Here is a 19,878-nt window from a genome sequence, read left to right as displayed (position 1 = left end):
GGGCGCCCGTCAGCAAGTCCATGCGCAATGGCATTATTATATGGTATTTTCTCGACTCGTTCTGGAGGGCATATGGGTTACAAGGTCGGTGACATGGTCGTCTATCCGCGTCATGGGGCCGCCAGGGTGGACGCCATCACCGAACGGACCGTCAAGGGCGTCACCCGCAAGTACCTGCAGCTGTCCGTGCTCTCTTCGGACGGACTGGTCATCAACGTCCCCGTCGAGAACGCGGCCAAGGTGGGCGTCAGGGACATCGTCGACGCCAAGGCGGTGGCCAAGGTCTTCGAGATCCTGCGCACCCCGGTGGTCGAGGAGAAGGAGATGAACTGGTCGCGCCGCTACAAGCTGAATGTGGAGAAGATCGCCACCGGCGAGGTCAACAAGATCGCCGAGGTGGTGCGCGACCTCTCCCAGCGCGACGTGGACGAGCACGGGCTGTCTGCAGGCGAGAAGCGGATGCTGATCAAGGCCCGCAAGATCCTGACCTCCGAGATCGCCCTGTCCGAGAAGCTGGACGAGGACGAGGCCCAGCGCCTGCTGGATGTCAATCTGGGCTATGCGGAGCCCATGCCCGGCGACGACAAGCACCATACCAAGTCCCCCAAGGAGCCGGCTTCCAAGACCCTGGCACGGGTGGCCCAGGAGGCCGCCAAGACCAAGGGCAAGGGCAAGACCAAGGCCAAGCGCTGAGACCGGAGCCGGTCATGGGCCATCCAAGCATTGGACTGGGCTTTGACGCCCATCGCTTTGATCCAACCGGTGAGCGTCCCCTCTGGCTGGCCTGTCTGTCCTGGAATGACGGAACCCCCGGACTGCTGGGCGATTCTGACGGCGATGCAGCCGCCCATGCCCTGATCGATGCCATCCTGTCAGCCGCCGGCCTGGGCGATATCGGCACCCTGTTCGGCCTGGGAGCGCAGGCCCCTGGAGCGGGCATGCATGGGTCGGCCATGCTGGAGAAGACCATGGACTGTCTGCATGAGCACGGTCGCAGGCTGCTCAACGCCTCCCTGGTCATCGTCGGCCAGCGCCCCAGAATTTCCTCGCGTCGTCACCTGGCCCAGCAGGCCATGAGCCAGGCTGTCGGGGCACCGGTTCGGCTGACTGCCACCACCACTGACGGCATGGGCTTTGCCGGCCGCGATGAGGGCGTCGCCGTCATGGCCGCCGCCCTGGTGGACTGACCGGCATCAGGCGCGCAGGGCCGCCCATCCCTTGGCCAGAGCCCAGAAGAGGGTGGACAGGGTCACGATGACGAAGCTGGGAGGGGCCGGCACCATGGCCGAGATCACCAGGCCTCCCCAGATTGAAGCCAGGCAGATCAATCCTGATAGAAGCATGGCCCGCAGGGGAGAGGCCACCAGGATGTTGGCCGTGGCTGCCGGGGTGACGACCAGGGCGAAGATGAGCAGGGTCCCCACTGCCGGCACGGCGATGGTGATGACGCCGGCCATGATGGCCATGAAGGTCAGGTTCATCAGCCCGATGGGCACGCCGCGAGCCTGGGCCACCTGCTCATCCAGGGAGCTGAAGAGCAGGGGCCGGTAGATCAGGGCCAGCAGGATCAGCAGGATCGCATCGAAGATGATGAAGCCGACGACCTGGCCCCGGGTGATGGTCAGGATGGATCCGAAGAGGATGGCCTGCATCTGCTGGGAGGCCGAGCTGGACATCCTGGCGAAGAAGAGCCCCAGGCCGGTGGCGAAGGCCAGGACCGTGCCCGTGGCGATCTCCCTCTGGGAGGCCCGCTTGCCCAGAGCTCCGATGACCAGCGCCCCGCCCAGGGCGAACAGGCCCATGCCGGCAGAGACCGGCAGCCCTAGCAGGACGGCCCCCGTGGCGCCGGGCAGGCCGATGTGGGCCAGGGCGTGGGCGGCGAAGGTGGAGTGTCTGGCGATGGTGAAGTAGCCCATGGCTCCGGCGGCCACGGCGATGCACAATCCGGCCACCATGGCATTGCGCATGAAGGGGGCGGCGAGAATCTCCGTCCAATGGGGGTCGAAGACTGGCGTGGTCATGAGTTCCTTTCCCGGTCCGTCCCGTGCAGGCGGGCCACCTGGCTGGGTTGGTAGCGATTGTGGACGGGCCCGATCGGCTCGTCCATGTCGGGGGCCACGAACATGTCCCCCTGGGGAGTGGTGACCACCTCCACCTTGGTGCCGTAGAGGTGGGTGAGCAGGTCCGAGTCCAGCACGTCGTCCATGCGGGCGTAATGAGGGTGCCCGTCCAGCAGGTAGACCGCCCCGGTCAGCACAGGCAGCAGCATGTTCAGGTCGTGGGCCACCACCTGGATGGACATGCCCAGACGGCTGTTGAGCTGCGCCAGCAGGTGGACGGTGGCGCGCTGCCCGGCCAGGTCCAGATTGGCCAGGGGCTCGTCGAGCATGAGCAGATCAGGATCGCAGACCAGGGCCTGGGCGATGGCCACCCGCTGCCGCAGGCCGCCGGAGAGCTGGGACAGGCGCAGGCGGGCCCTGTCCTGAACGCCGACGAAGCGCATGGCCTCTCTGGCGCGCTCGCGGTCCTGCCGGGTGACGGGGTGAATGCCGAACCGGGTGCCGGTCAGCCCCAGCAGGACGGATTGTTCGGCCGTAAGGTTGGAGTCGATGTCCGAGGTGTAGCTCTGGGGTACGTATCCAATGCGGTCGTTGGCCTGGCCGGCCGGCTGCCCCAGGACCCGCAGGCTGCCGGCGTCCAGGGGGAGCAGGCCCAGCTCGGCCTGCATCATGCTGGTCTTGCCCGTGCCGTTGGTGCCCACGATGGCGGTCACGGTCCCCGAGGGAATGGTGAAGGTCCCCTCCGACCAGATCAGCCGCCCGGAACGGCGGATTGCGGCATGGTCGAAGACGATGCAGGCCTGCGTGGATGTTCTATCCGTGTCCGTATCCATGGCTTCCTTTCCTGCACGGGCTCAAAATGGTGAACCTGCTCTTATTGAGCATGATTCTCATTATCGCTGGGGAGGGGACAGCACGCAACTTCAGCAGTCGAGTCCTCCCAGACCGGCCAATGGACGCTGGTTCCGTCGGGGGAGGAATCTGCGCTAATCTGGCCCAGACGACTTCGACAAGGGTTTGCGCCCGCTTGGATGATGGAGATGTATTGACTGCAGTGAAACTGGACGGCAAGGCGGCGGCTGCGGAACTCAAGGAGGACCTGCGCGCTCGTGTGGCGAGGCTGACGGCCATGGGACGCACTCCTGGCCTGGGGACCATCCTGGTGGGGGATGACCCCGGCTCGGTCAAATACGTAGAGGGCAAGCACCGGGACTGCAGCCAGGTGGGCATCCGGTCGATCAGGATTGATCTGCCCGCCGATGCCGGCAAGGAGCGGATTCTTGCTGCGGTGGATCAGCTCAACCAGGATCCTGCATGCACCGGCTACATCGTCCAGCTGCCCCTGCCCGAGGGCGTGGATCCCACCGAGATCATCGATCGCATCGATCCGGCCAAGGACGCCGACGGCATGCATCCTTACAACCTGGGCCAGCTGGTCCTGCATACCGACGGCCGGGTGCGGACCCCCCTGCCCTGCACCCCGCGGGGTATCCTGCACCTGCTGGACCATTACGGGATTGACCTGGCCGGCAAGGAGGTCTGCGTGCTGGGCCGAGGATTGACCGTGGGCCGCACCATCGGGCTGCTCCTGACCAACCGCGGCGTGGATGCCACCGTGACCCTCTGCCATACCCGCACCAGGGATGTCGATGCCCATATGCGCAGGGCTGACGTGATCATCGCAGCCGTGGGCCGGGCAGGGCTGGTTGGCCCGGACCAGGTTGGCCAGGGTGCCGTCCTGGTGGATGTAGGCGTCTCCCGGATCTGGGATCAGCAGGAGGGGCGCTGGCGGATCAAGGGCGACATCGATCCGGCCGCCAGGCTGTCTGCAGCCGCCTATACGCCCAATCCAGGCGGGGTGGGGCCCATGACCCGGGCCATGCTCCTGGTCAATGTGGTCGAATCCGCTGAGCGGGCCGCCGGAATCCCTGCCTGCGACACGCCCGAGGTCTCCCGGCGACAATGACCGTGGTGTCTCCTATCATGGAGAATGTTCGCGCCTGCCGGCGGGAACACATAACTCAATACGGAAAAAATATCCACCAACTATACAAGAAACAATTTAATTAATGGCAGAGAACAAGAAGGAAGTCCCCCAGGTCGCGGTCAATGACATCGGGTCCGAGGAAGACTTCATCAAGGCAGTCGATTCCACCATCAAGAACTTCGACGATGGGGATCTGGTCGAGGGGACGGTCGTTAAGATCGACCATGACGAGGTTTTGCTGGACATCGGCTACAAGACCGAGGGCGTGATTCCCTCCCGCGAGCTTTCCATCAAGAAGGATGTCGATCCCGACGATGTGGTCCAGGTCGGTGACACCATCGAGGCTCTGGTCGTCACCAAGGAGGACAAGGAAGGCCGCCTGATCCTGTCCAAGAAGCGTGCCCAGTACGAGCGCGCCTGGGGCGACATCGAGAAGATCAAGGAGGCTGACGGCGTCGTTGAGGGCACCGTCATCGAGGCCGTCAAGGGCGGGCTCATCGTCGACATCGGCCTGCGTGGCTTCCTGCCCGCATCCCTGGTCGAGATGCGCCGCGTGCGCGACCTGTCTCCCTACATCGGGCAGAAGATCAAGGCCAAGATCCTGGAGCTGGACAAGAACCGCAACAACGTGGTCCTCTCCCGCCGCCAGTACCTGGAGGAGACCCAGTCCGAGGTGCGCGAGACCTTCATGGCCCAGCTCAAGAAGGGCCAGATCCGCGAGGGCACGGTCAGCTCCATCGTCAACTTCGGCGCCTTCGTCGACCTGGGCGGTGTGGACGGCCTGATCCACGTCTCCGAGCTCTCCTGGAAGCACATCGATCACCCCAGCGAGGTCGTCAAGGTGGGCGACAAGGTCACCGTCGAGGTGCTGGATGTCGATATGGACCGCGAGCGCATCTCGCTGTCCCTCAAGGCCACCCAGGAAGATCCTTGGCAGCGCTTCGCCCGGACCCACGTGCCCGGACAGATCGTCAAGGGCAAGGTCACCAAGATCGTGCAGTTCGGCGTCTTCGTCTCCGTCGAGGACGGCATCGAGGGCCTGGTCCACATCTCCGAGCTGGCCAACCGCCACGTGGAGAACCCCGAGACCGTGGTCAAGCAGGGCGAGGAGATCTTCGTCAAGGTCATCGACGTCGACCTGGATCGCCGCCGCATCTCCCTGTCCCTCAAGCAGGCCGACGACTCCGTCGACCCGACCTCCGAGGACTTCGATCCGGCCATCTACGGCATGCCCGCCGAGTACGACGAGGAGGGCAACTACAAGTACCCCGAGGGCTTCGATCCCGAGAGCAACGAGTGGATCGCCGGCTACGAGAAGCAGCGGGAGGAGTGGGAGTCCCAGTATGCGGCCGCCCACGACCTCTGGGAGCAGCACAAGGCCTTCGTGGCCAAGGAGCTGGAGAACGCCGAGGCTTCGGCCGCCGAGGACAGCCGGTCCTCCCAGGCGCCCGCCTCCGGTTCGCGCTCCCGCCGTCAGAGCTCCGAGGAGACCACCAACTACAGTTCGGAGTCCAGCTCCGAGGGCACCTTGGCCTCCGACGACCAGCTGGCCGCCCTGCGCGAGCAGCTGCTCAAGGAAAAGAAGTGAGCATTTAGCGGTGAATGGAGGGGTCCGGCCTCGGTCGGACCCCTCCATTCGTATCTGCTGTCGCAAGGGATATGCGGGAGGTCGGGATGATACGTGTGGGGTTGACTGGCGGGATAGCGGCTGGCAAGAGCACGGTGGCGGCTCGGCTGGCTCAGGACGGGGCCAAGGTCATCGACTACGACCAGCTCTCCCACGAGGTCATCGCTCCGGGCGGACCCGGCGTAGGGCCGGTCCTGGATCGGTTTGGCACAGACTGCGGGGACGGCCAGGGGGGCGTGGACAGGTCAGCCCTGGCGGCACGGGTCTTCGGCGGGCCGACGGCCGACCGGGATCGCCGGGACCTGGACGGCATCATCCATCCGCTGGTCTACGATCTGGCCGCCAAGGCCGAACAGCCCTGGCTGGAGGGTTCCGGGGTGGTGGTCCATGAGGTGCCCCTGCTGACCGAGGTGGGATCATCCATTCCTTTTCGCTTCGACAGGGTTCTGCTGGTGGAGGCCCCAAGCCAGGTGAGGATTGCGCGTATGGTGAATCAGCGGCATATGACGCCAAGCCAGGCTGTTGAGCGCATCGGTTCCCAGGCCAGCAGCAGTTCGCGACGCGCCCAGGCCGATCTGCTGGTGGACGGATCCCAGCCTATCGAACAAATGTTCGAGTCTGTTGATAGAATATATGAAGAGCTGAAATCCTTGGCCCGGGGGTCCTCGCACAGCGACTGAGGGGCCTTGGCGAATGACGCATCCTGGAAGGGAGTTTCATGGGGTTCAACATTGAGCGGACCGACAAGCCCTTCGTGGTCAAGTCTCCCTACAAGCCCTCCGGCGACCAGCCGGAGGCCATCGAGGAGCTGGCCACGCGGATCGAGAACGGCGAGAACGACGTGGTGCTCATGGGCGCCACCGGCACCGGCAAGACCGCGACCACGGCCTGGCTGATCGAGCGCCTGCAGCGGCCCACTCTGATTCTGGAGCCCAACAAGACCCTGGCCGCCCAGCTCTGCGCCGAGTTCCGCGAGCTCATGCCCGACAATGCGGTCTCCTACTTCGTCTCCTACTACGACTACTACCAGCCCGAGGCCTACATCCCTCAAACGGATACCTATATCGAGAAGGACTCGAACATCAACGACGACGTGGAGCGGCTCCGGCACGCCGCCACGGCCAACCTGCTGACCAGGCGCGACTGTGTGGTGGTGGCCACCGTCTCCTGCATCTACGGCTTGGGCACGCCCGAGGAGTACGCCGGACGCATGCTCTTCCTGCACGAGGGTGACCGGATCAACCGGGACGACCTGCTGCGCAAGTTCGTGGACATGCAGTACAAGCGCAACGACATCGCCTTCACCCGAGGCACCTTCCGCGTGCGCGGCGACACGGTCGAGATCATCCCCGTCTATGAGGAGCTGGCCGTCCGCATCGAATTCTTCGGCGACGAGATCGACCGCATCTCCACACTGCACCCGCTGACCGGTGACGAGATCGCCCATGAGACCTCCGTGCACATCTTCCCCGCCTCCCACTATGTGGCCGGTCCCGAGCGGATGGAGCGCGCCCTGAAGACCATCAAGGAGGAGCTGGACTGGCGTGTGGGCCAGCTGCGCAAGCAGGGCAAGGAGCTGGAGGCCCAGAGGCTGACCATGCGCACCACCTACGACCTGGAGATGCTCACCCAGATCGGCACCTGCTCCGGAGTGGAGAACTATTCCCGCCACTTCGACGGGCGCGAACCCGGTTCCCCGCCCCACACCCTGCTGGACTTCTTCCCCGACGACTTCCTGTTGGTCATCGACGAGTCCCATGTGACGGTTCCCCAGATCGGAGCCATGTACGAGGGGGATGCCAGCCGCAAGCGGACCCTGGTCGAGCACGGCTTCCGTCTGCCCTCGGCCATGGACAACCGTCCCCTGAAGTGGCCCGAGTTTCTGGACAAGGTGGGCCAGACCGTCTACCTGTCGGCTACGCCTGGCGACTACGAGATGGGCCTGTCCGACGGGGTGGTGGAGCAGGTCATCCGACCCACAGGCCTTCTGGATCCCGAGGTGGAGGTCAGGCCTGTCAAGGGCCAGGTGGACGACCTCCTGGACGAGATCAAGGCCCGGGTGGAACGTCACGAGCGGGTTCTGGTGACCACGCTGACCAAGAAGATGGCCGAGGATCTGACCGACTACCTGCTCGAGCGCGACATCAAGGTGGAGTACCTGCACTCGGATGTGGACACCCTGCGGCGGGTGGAGCTCCTGCGGGAGCTGCGCGAGGGCAAGATCGACGTCATTGTGGGCATCAACCTCCTGCGTGAGGGGCTGGATCTGCCCGAGGTCTCCCTAGTGGCCATCCTGGATGCGGACAAGGAGGGCTTCCTGCGCTCCTACCGGTCCCTGATCCAGACCATCGGCCGTGCGGCCAGGAACGTGTCCGGCAAGGTCATCATGTACGCGGACGAGGTCACCGACTCCATGGACAAGGCCATCAGCGAGACCAACCGTCGCCGGGCCAAGCAGATCGCCTACAACAAGGAGCACGGCGTGGATCCCAAGCCGCTGATCAAGAAGATCAGCGACGTCAACGACATGCTGGCCAAGGAGGATGTAGACACCCAGACCCTGCTGGCGGGCGGCTACCGCAACGCCAACAAGGCCGGCAATTCCCACCTGGGCGTGCCCCTCTACGACAAGGAGGAGGCCGACAAGCGACATCAGGAGATACTCCAGGCCGGTCTGCCGGCGCAGGACCTTGCCGACCTGATCCGTCAGCTGAGCGACCAGATGCACACGGCTGCGCAACAGCTGCAGTTCGAGCTTGCGGCTCGTCTGCGCGACGAAATCAAGGATCTGAAGAAGGAGCTGCGGCAGATGACCGAGGCCAAAAAGTAAGCTGCCCCAAAAAGCAAGTTCGGCCTGTGATGTGGAGGCAAGAGCATCACAGGCCCGACCTGCAGACCGCTGCCTGTGAGGATGTCCTACGGGCAGAAGGGGGAGACGAGCACGTCATATCTTGCCGCTAGAGTCTGGTGATATGTCCGAGACACCTCTGCCGTTCATGGTTGTGAGCCTGGTTGTGCTGGCCGTCTTCTTCGTGGTCGATCTTCTGGTGATCGGGCGCCGGCCGCACGTGCCTTCGACCGGCGAGTGCGTCAGGCACATCGGCTTCTTCGTGGTCATGGCTCTGATTTTCGGTGCTTTGATCTGGAAGGTGGCCGGATCCAAGCCGGCCATCGAGTTCTATTCGGGCTGGCTGACCGAATACTCGCTCAGCATCGACAACCTCTTCGTCTTCGTCATCATCATGAGCAATTTCGCCGTGCCCCTGCGGCTTCAGCGCTATGTGCTCAGCGTCGGCATCACCATCGCCCTGCTGCTGCGCGGCGTCTTCATCCTGGCCGGGACGGCGCTGATCACCCGTTTCACCTGGGTCTTCTTCATCTTCGGCTTCTTCCTGCTCTATACCGCCTGGAACATGGTCTCCAGCCGGGGCAAGCAGGAGGAGTACCACGAGAACGGGCTGATCAGGGCCCTGCGACGGGTCATCCCCATCACCAGCCATTACGACGGTGAGCGTCTGCGGACCACCTTCGAGGGCAAGCGCTACTTCACGCCCATGCTGGTGGTCTTCCTGGCCATCGGCACCACCGATGTCATGTTCGCCTTTGACTCCATTCCGGCCATCTTCGGACTGACCAAGGATCCCTTCATCGTCTTCACTTCCAATGTCTTCGCCCTGCTGGGCCTTCAGCAGCTCTACTTCCTGCTGGGATCCCTGCTGGACAAGCTGGAGTATCTGCCCCTGGGGCTGGCTGTGGTCCTGGCCTTCATCGGCGTCAAGCTGATCCTGGAGGCTCTGCACGGCAACACCTTGCCCTTCATCAACGGCGGACGGCCCCTGACAGCCGTGCCGGATATACCGACCTGGGCATCCCTGCTGGTCATCGTTCTGGCCGTAGGCATCGCCGCTCTGGCTTCGGTGCTCAAGAGCCGTCGCCAGTCCCTTGCAACCGCCTCGCAGGGGAAAAACCAATAAACAATCCTTTGAATCACAAGGGTTGTTAGCGCTAACGGGAAATAGTGGTTTCCATCAGGCCGAGTCTGTACAATAGAACGGTAAACAGGAAAAAGAACAGGCAGGTAGCATATGCGCAAAGCCAAGATCGTCGACACCATCGGGCCGGCTTCGGAGTCGCTGGAAAACATTACCAAGCTGGTCAAGGCCGGCATGGATGTGGCCAGGCTCAACCGGTCGCACGGCACCCCTGAAGATCACCTCAAGGTTTACAACAACGTCCGTCAGGCCAGCAAGGAGACTGGACGAAATGTGGCGGCCCTGGTCGATCTGCAAGGTCCCAAGATTCGCTGTGGCTGGTTCAAGAAGAACGAGCAGGGCGAAGACAAGGTCATCCTCAAGGAGGGCCAGGAGTTCATCATCACCACCGACGATGTCGAGGGTGACGAGCACATGACCTCCACCACCTTCAAGGGTCTGCCCGGGGACTGCCACCCCGGCGATCCCATCCTGATCGACGACGGCAAGGTCCGCCTGGAGGTCACCAAGGTCGAGGGCAGCCAGGTCCACACCAAGGTGGTCGTGGCCGGTCCTGTCTCCTCCCACAAAGGCATCAACCTGCCTGGTGTGGCCGTGAGCCTGCCGGCGCTGACCCCAAAGGACGAGGAGGATCTGCGCTGGGGCATCCGCACCGGCGCCGACATCATCGCCATGTCCTTCGTCCGCTTCGCCACCGACATCGACCGCGCCCACGAGATCATGGACGAGGAGGGTCGCCGCATCCCCATCGTGGCCAAGATCGAGAAGCCCCAGGCTGTTGAGAACCTGGAGGAGATCGTCAAGGCCTTCGACGGCATTATGGTGGCCCGCGGCGATATGGCTGTGGAGATGCCCTTCGAGCAGGTCCCACTGGTGACCAAGCGCTGCATCGAGCTGGCCCGTCAGTACGCCAAGCCGGTCATCGTCGCCACCGAGGTCCTGGGCTCCATGGTGCATTCGCCCATCCCCAGCCGCGCTGAGGCCTCCGACTGCGCCAACGCCGTTCTTGACGGCGCCGATGCCACCATGACCTCCAATGAGACCGCCGTGGGCGAATACCCCGACACCACGGTCTCCACCATGGCCCGGATCTCCGACTACGCCACCACGCACGGCTTCGACCGTATCCCGGCCATGCACAACCTGGATATGTCCAACTCTGGCGCCGTCTCCTCCGCCGCCGTGGATCTGGCCGACAAGATCAACGCCAAGGCCATCGTGGCCTTCACCCAGACGGGCAACACCGTGCACCGGATCTCTCGCGAGCGTCCGGCTGCCCCAATCTATGCACTGACCACCAATGAGCACACCTATCATTGGCTGGCCTTGAGCTGGGGCACCGAGGCGTTCCTCTGCGGGCAGGACTACCACGACTTCAATCGCGCAGACCTGATGAACTTCGTGGACTCCACCTTGAAGAAGCAGGGCAAGGTCTCCGACGGCGACTGCCTGGTGGTGCTCAGCTGCGCCCAGGGCGAGCATGAGCCGGGCAACACCGACTGCATCTACGTCCACACCGTGGGCTCCAACGAGTGATTCTCAGATTTGCCGCCTGACTGTCGATTGAGTCAGTCAGGCGGACCCTGAGATTCCCAAGATGCTGATGAAGCAGTGAACCGGTGGTCTTTCCCCGTTGGTAAATGCAGGGGGAGAGGCCACCGGTTCCTTGTCTGAAGGTGCCAGTCTCAACCAGATATGTCAACCTGTGAAAACATGCAGTAGCTCCAGATCTGTGCGTCAGTGCAGGTCGGAAAGTCCGATTTTGGCCCGCAGGATGGCGATGGTGGTTTTGGCGTCCAGTATGGTTCCTGCAATCACCATGTCGTAGGCCTCATCCACAGTGAAGAGCCGCACGTTCTGGTGCGGGGTCTCTGGTGCCAGGCTGGCCGGCTGGACCGGGGTCAGGCCCTCCGCGTAGAAGAGCGTGGTGTGCTGGGTGGAGAAGCTGGGAGTATTGATGAACCTCGCGAACTGGTTAAAGGAGGCAGCCTTGTATCCGGCCTCCTCGCGCAACCGCCTGGTGGCCACATCGATGGGGGCTTCCTTGTCGTTGAGCGGATGCCCGGCCGGCAGCTCAAGGGTCCAGCGGTGGGTGGGCAGACGGTACTGCTCGACCAGCGGTATCCTCCCGTCGTCGGTGATGGCCAGGACGGCGATGGTGTCTCCATGCTTCTCGCTGACGATGCTGCGATCGAAGGTCTGATTGTCGCTGGATTCAAAGGTGACCCTGTCGACGCTGAAGTAGTGGCTGTCCATAATCTGCTTGCGGGCCTTCTCCTGGACGGGGGAGGTGCGCCAAGGATCGAACCGTCGATAGATCTGAGTGGTCATCATGCTCTCCTTCGACTGCTGATGTGCCTGTATACATAACTGTCTTCATTCTAAGGCAGATTCAACACGAATAACCTTGCGTCGTCGCCAAAGTATGGTAGATTCTCTGTGGTAACGAAAAGCCCCCGTATCCCAATTGGTAGAGGAAACGGCCTCAAAATCCGTGCAGTGTGAGTTCGAGTCTCACCGGGGGCACGATAAAGCGAACCCCATCCGCCCCTCATCGGTTTTAGGTGAAGATCGGTTGGACTTTCAGGAAATGAGGTTGAAAGTGGCTTCAGAGAGTAAGAACCGCAGCGATTCCCCCGAAGGGCGGACCGTGGTTGTGGCGGAGGACGAGGCTTTGATCAGGCTCGATACCGTCGAAGCTCTCGAGGATGCCGGCTATGACGTGGTCGGCCAGGCGGCCAGCGGCCAGGAGGCCATTGATCTGACTCGCGAGCTGAGGCCCGACGTGGTGGTCATGGATGTGAAGATGCCCGGCACTGACGGCATTACCGCCGCCACTGAGATCGGCAAGGAGAACCTGGCCCCGGTGGTTATGCTGACGGCGTTCTCCCAGCAAAGCCTGGTTGAGAAGGCGGCTGATGCAGGAGCCATGGCCTACGTGGTCAAGCCTTTCGCTCCTGAAAAGCTGCTGCCGGCCCTTGAGGTGGCTATCTCGCGCTTTGACCAGATCAACGCCCTGAAGGACGAGGTCACCGACATGAAGGCCCGTTTCGAGGCTCGCAAGCGGGTGGACAGGGCCAAGGGTCTGCTCATGGAGAGCATGGGCATGACCGAGTCCGAGGCCTTCCGCTGGATCCAGAAGACCTCCATGGACCGCAGGCTGACCATGCAGGAGGTGGCCGACGTGGTCATCAACAACGTGGCCAACCAGAACGACCGTTAGCCCTCCCATGGAAGACCAGACGAAGAAGCAGGACAAGGACGGCCGCACCCTGCTGGTCGTCGACGGACATTCGCTGGCCTTCCGGGCCTTCTATGCCCTTCCCGTCGAGAGTTTCACCACCTCGACCGGGCAGCCCACCAACGCGGTGTGGGGATTTGCCACCATGCTGGCGGATGTCATGGCCAAGGAGAAGCCCACCCATATGGGCGTGGCCTTTGACGTCAAGGGCGGCACCTTCCGCAATGCCATGCTGCCCCAGTACAAGGGCACCCGTGAAGCCGCCCCCAAGGAGTTGCTCAGCCAGCTGCCCCTGATCCAGGACCTGCTCAAGGGCCTGGGCATCACCTATATCGAAAAGCCTGGCTACGAGGGCGACGACATCATCGGCACGCTGGCCACCATGGGGGAGCAGGCCGGGTTCAAGACCCTGGTCCTGTCAGGGGACCGGGATGCCTTCCAGCTGGTGGATGACGACGTCACTGTGCTCTACCCCGGCCACCACTTCAAGAACCTCAAGCACATGACCCCCCAGGCCATCATGGACCGCTACAAGGTGACCCCGCAGCAGTATCCGGACCTGGCTGCCATGCGCGGCGAGGGGGCCGACAACATCCCCGGAGTGCCGGGCGTGGGCGACGGCTATGCCGCCAAGTGGATCAACAAGTACGGATCGCTGGATTCCATTCTGGAACACGCCGACGAGATCGGCGGCAAGAAGGGCCAGGCCCTGGCGGAGAACGCCGACCAGGTGCGGCTCAACCGGAAGGTCAATGCCCTGGTGCGGGATCTGGACCTGGGCGTGAAGGTGGAGGATCTGCGTTTCGGCACCATCCATACGGATCAGGTGCTGCCCATCTTCGAGCAGCTGCAGTTCGGCCCGCAGACCCGCAAGAAGATCCTGCGCGGATTCAACACGGTCGCCGATTACGACTATTCGCCGGCATCCGCCCTGGTCGATGTCAGCAACAAGCAGGAGGAGTTCATCCAGCCCGAGCGCGATAAGACGGAGTCCGCCGACCAGCTGCGGGACTGGTGCCAGAAGCATCTGCCGGACAAGGCTCTCTGCCGGCGCTCGGCCGACCATGTCAAGGCCATGGCCGATTCCTTGGACAAAATCAAGGACATCGGCGACTCCGACCAGAATGCCATGCGCTGCAGCGAGGCCATGAAGGAGCACTGGGTTCTCCACGCCATCGGCTGGGCCAAGCACGGCGACTACGGCTTGGAGGAGCTGTCCATTCTCTCCATGGACGGCCACGGCCTGGTCCTCATGGCAGAAGACATTGACGAAGCCATGCGTGAGGCCATCCAGGAGCTGATCGACCAGCGGATCGGCACCTGCGTGGTTCATGGCTACAAGGAGCACCTGCACCTCTTGGAGAGCCAGGGGCTGCACATGCCCCTGCCCCTGTTCGACACCAAGCTGGCAGGCTATCTGGCTGAGCCTGATTTTCATGCCGACAACCTGGAACAGGCTGTCGCCCATTTTCTGGCCATCCCAGTAGAGGAGGAGCCTCAAGCCACACAGGGGGCCCTGGCACTGGACGGGCGAGAGGAAGAGGACGAACGCAGGCGGGGGACCCGGATTCTGCGTCAGGCCCAGTACGTCATGATGGTCTCCGAGCGGCTGCAGGAGCTGATGGACGAGCGCCACCAGTACGGCCTGCTGCGCACCATAGAGCTGCCCACCTCCGCAGTCCTGGCGCAGATGGAGACCGAGGGCGCCAAGGTGGATGATGCCCGCCTGAAGGAGATGCACGACCGGTTCGCTGCCGAGGCCCGCCAGGCTCAGGAAATCGCCTGGGATAGGGCCGGCAGCCGTGTCAACCTGCAGAGCCCCAAACAGCTGAGCAAGGTGCTCTTCGACGACATGGGCCTGGTGCCCACCCACAGGACCAAGACAGGCTCCTATTCGACCAACGTCTCAGTCCTGCAGGACCTGTACATCAAGTCAGTCAACAACGAGCGGGCCAACGACTTCCTGGGCGCCCTGCTCAAGCACAGGGAGACCAACAAGCTCAAGCAGATCGTGCAGACCCTGCGCGAGGCGGTCAACCCGCGGGATGGGCGGCTGCACACCACCTACGAGCAGACTGTGGCGGCCACCGGACGGCTGAGCTCGGTCGACCCCAACCTGCAGAACATCCCCAACCGGGATGCCCGAGGCCGTGAGATCCGCTCGGCCTTCGTGCCTGGCAGCGGCTACGAGGCGCTGCTCTCCTCGGACTACTCCCAGGTGGAGCTGCGGATCATGGCCCATCTTTCCGGGGACCAGGCCCTGATCGATGCCTTCAAGTCTGGCGCTGACTTCCACCGGTACGTGGCCAGCCTGGTCTACGACATCCCCATGGAGGAGGTCACGGGAGACCAGCGCTCCCACGTGAAGGCCATGAGCTATGGCCTGGCCTATGGACTGAGCACCTACGGCCTGGCCCAGCAGCTCAAGATCAGCCCGGCTGCGGCCGACGTGCTGCGCGCCAAGTACTTCGCCACCTTCGGCAAGGTCCATGAGTACCTGGAGTCCCTGGTGGCCGACGCCCGCGAGAAGGGCTACACCGAGACCATGTTCGGTCGGCGGCGCTACTTCCCCGGGCTGCGCTCCAAGCGTCGTCCCACCCGCGAGGCTGCCGAGAGGGCCGCTTTGAACGCGCCCATCCAGGGATCGGCTGCGGACATCATGAAGATCGCCATGATCAAGGCCAGCCGTGCCTTGTCCGACCAGGGGCTGAAGAGCCGCATCTCCCTGCAGATCCACGATGAACTGCTGGTGGAGATCGCTCCCGGAGAGACCGACAAGGCCACCAAGCTGGTCAAGGATTCCATGGAACATGCCGTTGAATTGGCTGTGCCCCTGGACGTGTCCACCGGCATCGGCCAGGACTGGGAGCTGGCTGCTCACTGACCTGACACGGGGGTGGCCTGGGCCCAGCAGGATCCGAGGAGGGATCGTCATGCCTGATGAACAGGATGAGCCCCAGAGGCCTTCGGTGCCCCTGGGCCAGGTGGTGGATCTGTTGGAGGAGCTCTACCCTCTGGACTACGCGGAGGACTGGGATCATCCAGGTCTGGTGGCGGGGGATCCGTCCTGGCCAGTCAGAAGGATCTGGTGCGCTGTGGACCCTCGGCCCGATGTGGTTCAGGAGGCCCTGGACCACAAGGCCGACCTGCTGATCACCCACCATCCGCTCTTCTTCAGGTCGGTGCACCAGGTTTCCGGCCTGGGCTTCCGCGGGGATATGATAACCAGGCTGATCGAGGGCCACTGCGGGCTCTGGGTGGGGCATACCAACGCTGATGCCGCCTACCGTGGCGTGGCCCAGGCGGCTGCCGATGCCCTGGACCTGCAGGAGGCGAGACCGCTGGCCCCTCAGCCGGTCTCAAACCGCGACCTGCACGCCGATCAGGGAATCCAGGTAGGCCTGGGCCGTTGGGGACGGCTTCCCAAGCCCGCGTCTTTTGAGGATTTGGTCCATACCGTGGCGGGCCTCCTGCCCAAGACGGCTCTGGGCGTTCAGGCGGCCGGTCCGTCCGATGCCATGGTCTCCACAGTCGCCCTGCTGCCCGGCTCGGGGGATTCCGAGTTCGACCTGGTCCGGTCCACGGGGGCCGATGCCTACATCACCAGCGATCTGCGCCATCACCCTGCCACGGACGCCTACCAACAGGCCCTCTACGAGGCCCGAATGGCCGGTCGACCCAACCAGCCCCGACCCATGCTGATCAACACCCCGCATTCCGCCATCGAGAGCCTCTGGTTCCGCTACGCCAAGGGAGACATCGCCGGGGCTCTGGAGACGGCCACCGGTGTTCGCCCGCAGGTGGAGGTCTCATCCATCGTCACTGATCCCTGGACCATGGTGGTGCGCTGACGGCTGAGGATTGATGGTTGAGGAGGAGCGATTTCATGAGCGATGAAGCACAGGATTTGCAGGCACGATTGGCCGCCAGGCTGGACGGCCGCGATGGCCAGGGGCCCAAGGGCATCGATATGACCCGCGCTCCCGAGCTGATGGATGACAGGGAGGTCTTCCGCGGCCCGATATTCGTTATCGACCAGCAGCGGGTGGCCATGTTTCGGCGTGATGGTTCCAAGGAAACCATTGACCGGCAGCTCATCCGTCACGACCCCTGCGTGGTCATGCTGGTGCACGACTGCTCTGCCGATGCCTATCTGCTGACCCGCGAGTACCGGGTGGGCGCCCAGGCCTATGTCTTCGGCCTGCCGGCCGGCTTCATCGACCCGGGGGAGAGCCCCGTCAAGGCCGTCCTGCGCGAGCTGCGTGAGGAGACCGGTCTGGTGCCCGGGCCTGAGGGTGCGCCGGGCTCAGAAAGCCACCTGGATCCGGAGGACGGTTGGATCGATGCTGCTCCCGATGTTTACTCCTCTCTGGGGATGAGCGATGAGCTCGGCCACATCGTGGTCATGCATCTGCGTCGCTGGCATCAAGGATCCACCGACTTCGACCCGGGCGAGCATATCCAGTCGGCCTGGGTCTCCTGGCAGGAGCTCTGTGCAGCGGGAGTCGCCGATGCCAAGGCGGTGGTGGCCATTCAGCATGAGGCCATCCGTCGCCTGCAGAAGGATTAAGGTCCCAGGCATCAACGCCTGTGATTGGGCGAGTAGAACATACCGGTGGTATGATAGGTTCTTGTCAGAAAAGATGGTCAGGTCAGAATGATCAGGCATTGTTGCGCTGACAGGAAGAGGAGCACTGCATGGGCACGCCGAAGGATCCCGAAGGACATCGCAATCAGATCCTCGATGTAGCCCAGCGGCTCTTCCTGGAAAAGGGCTACGACGGAACCAGTATCCAGGACATCGTCGATGGTCTGGGCGGCATGACCAAGGGGGCGGTCTACTACCATTTCCCCTCCAAGACGGCTATTTTCCACGCGGTTACCGAGCGTATGGCCTCGTCCTCATCCCAAGGTGACTGGCTAGGGGACTGGCCTGGCGAGACCGGGTTGGAGAAGCTGCGCAATGAGCTTATCGCCTCCCTGTCGGCATACTCGCGTCTCGATGTCACCTTTTCCGCCAGAACCCTGCTGAAGAGCCCCCGTATGGTAGGCCAGATGTACTTGAAATCCATGGACAGGATTGTGGATGTGATCACTCCTTATGTCCGTGAAGGTGTGGAAGACGGCTCCATCGCCCCCTGCAATCCTGAGGATCTGGCCCAGGTGCTCTACATCCTGCTCAACATGTGGATAGGGATTCGATTCTCGACCATGACCCGGGACCAGGTGGTCTCCAAGTTCTCCCTGTTGGCGGATATGCTCAAGGGAATAGGGGCGCCTGTCGTCGATGATCGGGTTATTCGTGCGGCCGTGCATTTGCACGCACATCTGAAGAGCAATCCTTTGACTGCTACCAGCGGGGAGTCCACGCAAGAGGAATCTGACAAGAATCAGGACCAAGGGGTCTCTTAGAGCCGATAGATATCTTAAGGCCAAGAGGGTTCTGTCTACTAGCAAGATTCGGGCACTCAACGAGTAATGGTTTTTGTTTCCACCAAACATACCAACGGTATTTTTGAAAGGAGTTTTATGCAGGTGCTGAAGGCGGACGGAATCGTCCAAGTGTTTGAAGGCAGGGAGGTGCTGTCCGGACTGGATTTGACCCTGGGGCAGGGCGAGATTCTGGGCTTGCTAGGTGCCAACGGGGCTGGCAAGTCCACGCTGTTGAAGATCCTGACCGGAATGCAGAGGCCTGTCGGCGGCAGAGTCTGTTTTCTGGGGAGGCCTCTGAGCGAAGACTACCCGGGCAATCTGGCCAGGATGGGAGTGTTCATCAACGAGCCGGTCTTTTATGAGTCCCTCAGCGCTAGGGAGAATCTTGAGATTGACCTGACCTACCTGGCATTGGCAGACCGGGAGCATAGGGATGCCGAGCCTACCGGGATCAGCAAACTTTTGGACAAGGTCGGTTTGGCCGCCGATTCAGCCACGCCTGTCGGCAGGTATTCCATGGGCATGAGGCAGAGGCTGGCCCTGGCCAGGTGCATGGGCCATCATCCTGACCTTTACCTACTGGACGAGCCGCTCAACGGACTGGACCCTGTGGCCATCGGACAGCTGCGAGATAGCCTGCGCAGCCTGGCAGCCCAGGGGAGTGCAGTCCTCTTTTCCAGCCACATTCTCTCCGAAGTGTTGCGCACGGCCGACCACGTGATGGTCGTGGCGGACGGCAGAGTCAGCCTGCGGGCCAGCGTGCCGGAGCTCCTCAATCAGGGCCAGGAGGTCGCCGAGCGAACCCTGGTCAAGGCCATGGAGGGCTGATATGAAGACGCTGCTGAAATTAGAACTGAAAAAGACCAGGCTATGGCCCTGCATCTTCGGAGGGCTGGCAGTAGTGGCCGCAGCCTTGGCCATCGGAGGCATGTTCCTGGCCATTGGCCACACTAGCGGACGGTCAGATCCTCGGTTGTCAAGCCTGGCCTTCGTGCTGCAGATGGCCATGGTCATCCTTCTGGTGGGCTTTTCCCTGGTGGCTGCTGCCCTCTGCAACCTGGTCTTCATTGAGCCCTATACGGGGAGGAACCTGGCGCTCACCCTCTCATTGCCCATATCGCGGAGCCGAATCCTGCTGGCCAAGTTGATCTTCGTCGGCCTCTTCACTGCGCTCTCCTACTTGGCTGGGACGGCCACCACCCTGACCGTCATGCTACTGATCGACCGTCTTGTGGGTGCGCTTGGAACGGGCTCGCCAAGCAGTCTGCTTGAACAGGTTCTCCTCATGCTGGTTACCAGCCTTGCCGGACTGGTGGGGTTGGTTGGCATCGCCCTCTCTATAGGCTTCTGGAAGCGTTCGCTGCCCATCATGTTCGCGGTCCTGCTCCTGCTGGACGCTGTAGTGGGCAACTTGCTCTCCCAATCCCCACTACTGTCTGCTCTGCTGCTTCTGATCATCTTTCTGGCCTCCCTGCCGGCATGGTGGCTGCTTCATCGGACTCTCATGAAGATCGAACTGCCCTGATCGACGGCTGACC

18 protein-coding genes and 1 tRNA gene are annotated in these 19,878 nt (G+C 62.8%); 16 read left to right on the top strand and 3 right to left on the bottom strand.

The window, feature by feature from the left end; translation table 11 throughout:
• Nucleotides 1-72: 72 nt before the first annotated feature.
• Both QRX40_RS04860 and QRX40_RS04855 read left to right on the top strand, forming a co-directional pair.
• Nucleotides 73-693: a CarD family transcriptional regulator gene (locus QRX40_RS04860; RefSeq protein ID WP_024627346.1), complete on the top strand. Its 621-nt coding sequence runs from the start codon at nt 73-75 to the stop codon at nt 691-693.
• A gap of 14 nt (nt 694-707) precedes the next feature.
• On the top strand, nt 708-1,187 hold the full coding sequence (locus QRX40_RS04855) for a 2-C-methyl-D-erythritol 2,4-cyclodiphosphate synthase (RefSeq protein ID WP_313836678.1): 480 nt from the start codon (nt 708-710) through the stop codon (nt 1,185-1,187).
• 6 nt (nt 1,188-1,193) lie between these two features.
• Here QRX40_RS04855 and QRX40_RS04850 read toward each other — a convergent pair whose 3' ends face one another.
• Together QRX40_RS04850 and QRX40_RS04845 are read right to left on the bottom strand one after the other, a co-directional pair.
• The gene (locus QRX40_RS04850; RefSeq protein WP_045924561.1) at nt 1,194-2,021 is read right to left on the bottom strand and encodes a metal ABC transporter permease; all 828 of its coding nucleotides are present in this window, start codon (nt 2,019-2,021) and stop codon (nt 1,194-1,196) included.
• Entirely contained in the window at nt 2,018-2,893 is an 876-nt protein-coding gene (locus QRX40_RS04845) for an ABC transporter ATP-binding protein (RefSeq protein ID WP_313836676.1), read from the bottom strand. Before QRX40_RS04845 ends, QRX40_RS04850 begins: the two co-directional genes overlap by 4 nt.
• Before the next feature lie 212 nt (nt 2,894-3,105).
• On the opposite strand from QRX40_RS04845, the gene QRX40_RS04840 reads away from it, so the two are divergent.
• The 6 genes from QRX40_RS04840 (at nt 3,106) to pyk (ending at nt 11,202) form a co-directional block, all read left to right on the top strand.
• On the top strand, nt 3,106-4,026 hold the full coding sequence (locus QRX40_RS04840) for a bifunctional methylenetetrahydrofolate dehydrogenase/methenyltetrahydrofolate cyclohydrolase (RefSeq protein WP_313836674.1): 921 nt from the start codon (nt 3,106-3,108) through the stop codon (nt 4,024-4,026).
• 103 nt (nt 4,027-4,129) lie between these two features.
• On the top strand, nt 4,130-5,635 hold the full coding sequence (rpsA, locus tag QRX40_RS04835) for a 30S ribosomal protein S1 (protein ID WP_198177695.1): 1,506 nt from the start codon (nt 4,130-4,132) through the stop codon (nt 5,633-5,635).
• 71 nt (nt 5,636-5,706) lie between these two features.
• Complete coding sequence (coaE, locus tag QRX40_RS04830; RefSeq protein WP_313836671.1) at nt 5,707-6,354, top strand: dephospho-CoA kinase; 648 nt, start codon at nt 5,707-5,709, stop codon at nt 6,352-6,354.
• A gap of 38 nt (nt 6,355-6,392) precedes the next feature.
• Entirely contained in the window at nt 6,393-8,504 is a 2,112-nt protein-coding gene (gene uvrB, locus QRX40_RS04825) for an excinuclease ABC subunit UvrB (RefSeq protein ID WP_045924557.1), read from the top strand.
• A 142-nt stretch (nt 8,505-8,646) separates the two neighbouring features.
• A complete protein-coding gene (locus tag QRX40_RS04820) occupies nt 8,647-9,648 on the top strand; it encodes a TerC family protein (protein WP_313836667.1) in 1,002 nt (333 codons plus the stop codon).
• A gap of 111 nt (nt 9,649-9,759) precedes the next feature.
• Nucleotides 9,760-11,202 (top strand): pyruvate kinase, encoded by a 1,443-nt coding sequence (pyk, locus tag QRX40_RS04815; RefSeq protein ID WP_045924555.1) that lies wholly within the window; start codon nt 9,760-9,762, stop codon nt 11,200-11,202.
• A gap of 201 nt (nt 11,203-11,403) precedes the next feature.
• Here the strand turns inward: pyk and QRX40_RS04810 are convergent, their stop codons facing one another.
• Nucleotides 11,404-11,997: an NUDIX hydrolase gene (locus tag QRX40_RS04810; RefSeq protein WP_024627356.1), complete on the bottom strand. Its 594-nt coding sequence runs from the start codon at nt 11,995-11,997 to the stop codon at nt 11,404-11,406.
• A gap of 121 nt (nt 11,998-12,118) precedes the next feature.
• Between QRX40_RS04810 and QRX40_RS04805 the strand changes: the two genes are divergently transcribed.
• The 8 genes from QRX40_RS04805 (at nt 12,119) to QRX40_RS04770 (ending at nt 19,865) form a co-directional block, all read left to right on the top strand.
• Nucleotides 12,119-12,192: transfer RNA gene (locus QRX40_RS04805), tRNA-Leu, on the top strand.
• A 64-nt stretch (nt 12,193-12,256) separates the two neighbouring features.
• Nucleotides 12,257-12,889, top strand: coding sequence for an ANTAR domain-containing response regulator (locus QRX40_RS04800; RefSeq protein WP_197071164.1), 633 nt, complete (start codon nt 12,257-12,259; stop codon nt 12,887-12,889).
• A gap of 7 nt (nt 12,890-12,896) precedes the next feature.
• Nucleotides 12,897-15,791, top strand: coding sequence for a DNA polymerase I (gene polA, locus QRX40_RS04795; RefSeq protein ID WP_313836664.1), 2,895 nt, complete (start codon nt 12,897-12,899; stop codon nt 15,789-15,791).
• Nucleotides 15,792-15,840: 49 nt separating this feature from the next.
• Nucleotides 15,841-16,758: a Nif3-like dinuclear metal center hexameric protein gene (locus QRX40_RS04790; protein ID WP_313836662.1), complete on the top strand. Its 918-nt coding sequence runs from the start codon at nt 15,841-15,843 to the stop codon at nt 16,756-16,758.
• A gap of 35 nt (nt 16,759-16,793) precedes the next feature.
• Nucleotides 16,794-17,477 (top strand): NUDIX hydrolase, encoded by a 684-nt coding sequence (locus tag QRX40_RS04785; protein ID WP_313836661.1) that lies wholly within the window; start codon nt 16,794-16,796, stop codon nt 17,475-17,477.
• 128 nt (nt 17,478-17,605) lie between these two features.
• Entirely contained in the window at nt 17,606-18,319 is a 714-nt protein-coding gene (locus tag QRX40_RS04780) for a TetR/AcrR family transcriptional regulator (RefSeq protein WP_045924551.1), read from the top strand.
• Nucleotides 18,320-18,436: 117 nt separating this feature from the next.
• The gene (locus QRX40_RS04775) at nt 18,437-19,168 is read left to right on the top strand and encodes an ATP-binding cassette domain-containing protein (protein ID WP_313836659.1); all 732 of its coding nucleotides are present in this window, start codon (nt 18,437-18,439) and stop codon (nt 19,166-19,168) included.
• Between the two features lies 1 nt (nt 19,169).
• Nucleotides 19,170-19,865 carry an ABC transporter permease gene (locus QRX40_RS04770; protein ID WP_313836658.1) on the top strand — a complete coding sequence of 232 codons (696 nt, stop codon included), beginning with the start codon at nt 19,170-19,172 and terminating at the stop codon, nt 19,863-19,865.
• Nucleotides 19,866-19,878: the final 13 nt, after the last annotated feature.

It is taken from the genome of Bifidobacterium sp. H6bp9, assembly GCF_032193695.1.
Classification (GTDB): Bacteria; Actinomycetota; Actinomycetes; order Actinomycetales; family Bifidobacteriaceae; genus Bombiscardovia; species Bombiscardovia kimbladii.
The sequence above is the reverse complement of the archived record's forward strand: the minus strand, read 5'-3'. Positions and strand labels throughout refer to the sequence as shown.

Bases quoted from the DNA above. Each gene is read 5' to 3' on its own strand.
- QRX40_RS04860 (WP_024627346.1), top strand. From the start codon at position 73: ATGGGTTACAAGGTCGGTGACATGGTCGTCTATCCGCGTCATGGGGCC.
- QRX40_RS04855 (WP_313836678.1), top strand. From the start codon at position 708: ATGGGCCATCCAAGCATTGGACTGGGCTTTGACGCCCATCGCTTTGAT.
- QRX40_RS04850 (WP_045924561.1), bottom strand. From the start codon at position 2,021: ATGACCACGCCAGTCTTCGACCCCCATTGGACGGAGATTCTCGCCGCC.
- QRX40_RS04845 (WP_313836676.1), bottom strand. From the start codon at position 2,893: ATGGATACGGACACGGATAGAACATCCACGCAGGCCTGCATCGTCTTC.
- rpsA (WP_198177695.1), top strand. From the start codon at position 4,130: ATGGCAGAGAACAAGAAGGAAGTCCCCCAGGTCGCGGTCAATGACATC.
- coaE (WP_313836671.1), top strand. From the start codon at position 5,707: ATGCGGGAGGTCGGGATGATACGTGTGGGGTTGACTGGCGGGATAGCG.
- uvrB (WP_045924557.1), top strand. From the start codon at position 6,393: ATGGGGTTCAACATTGAGCGGACCGACAAGCCCTTCGTGGTCAAGTCT.
- QRX40_RS04820 (WP_313836667.1), top strand. From the start codon at position 8,647: ATGTCCGAGACACCTCTGCCGTTCATGGTTGTGAGCCTGGTTGTGCTG.
- pyk (WP_045924555.1), top strand. From the start codon at position 9,760: ATGCGCAAAGCCAAGATCGTCGACACCATCGGGCCGGCTTCGGAGTCG.
- QRX40_RS04810 (WP_024627356.1), bottom strand. From the start codon at position 11,997: ATGACCACTCAGATCTATCGACGGTTCGATCCTTGGCGCACCTCCCCC.
- QRX40_RS04800 (WP_197071164.1), top strand. From the start codon at position 12,257: ATGAGGTTGAAAGTGGCTTCAGAGAGTAAGAACCGCAGCGATTCCCCC.
- polA (WP_313836664.1), top strand. From the start codon at position 12,897: ATGGAAGACCAGACGAAGAAGCAGGACAAGGACGGCCGCACCCTGCTG.
- QRX40_RS04790 (WP_313836662.1), top strand. From the start codon at position 15,841: ATGCCTGATGAACAGGATGAGCCCCAGAGGCCTTCGGTGCCCCTGGGC.
- QRX40_RS04785 (WP_313836661.1), top strand. From the start codon at position 16,794: ATGAGCGATGAAGCACAGGATTTGCAGGCACGATTGGCCGCCAGGCTG.
- QRX40_RS04780 (WP_045924551.1), top strand. From the start codon at position 17,606: ATGGGCACGCCGAAGGATCCCGAAGGACATCGCAATCAGATCCTCGAT.
- QRX40_RS04775 (WP_313836659.1), top strand. From the start codon at position 18,437: ATGCAGGTGCTGAAGGCGGACGGAATCGTCCAAGTGTTTGAAGGCAGG.
- QRX40_RS04770 (WP_313836658.1), top strand. From the start codon at position 19,170: ATGAAGACGCTGCTGAAATTAGAACTGAAAAAGACCAGGCTATGGCCC.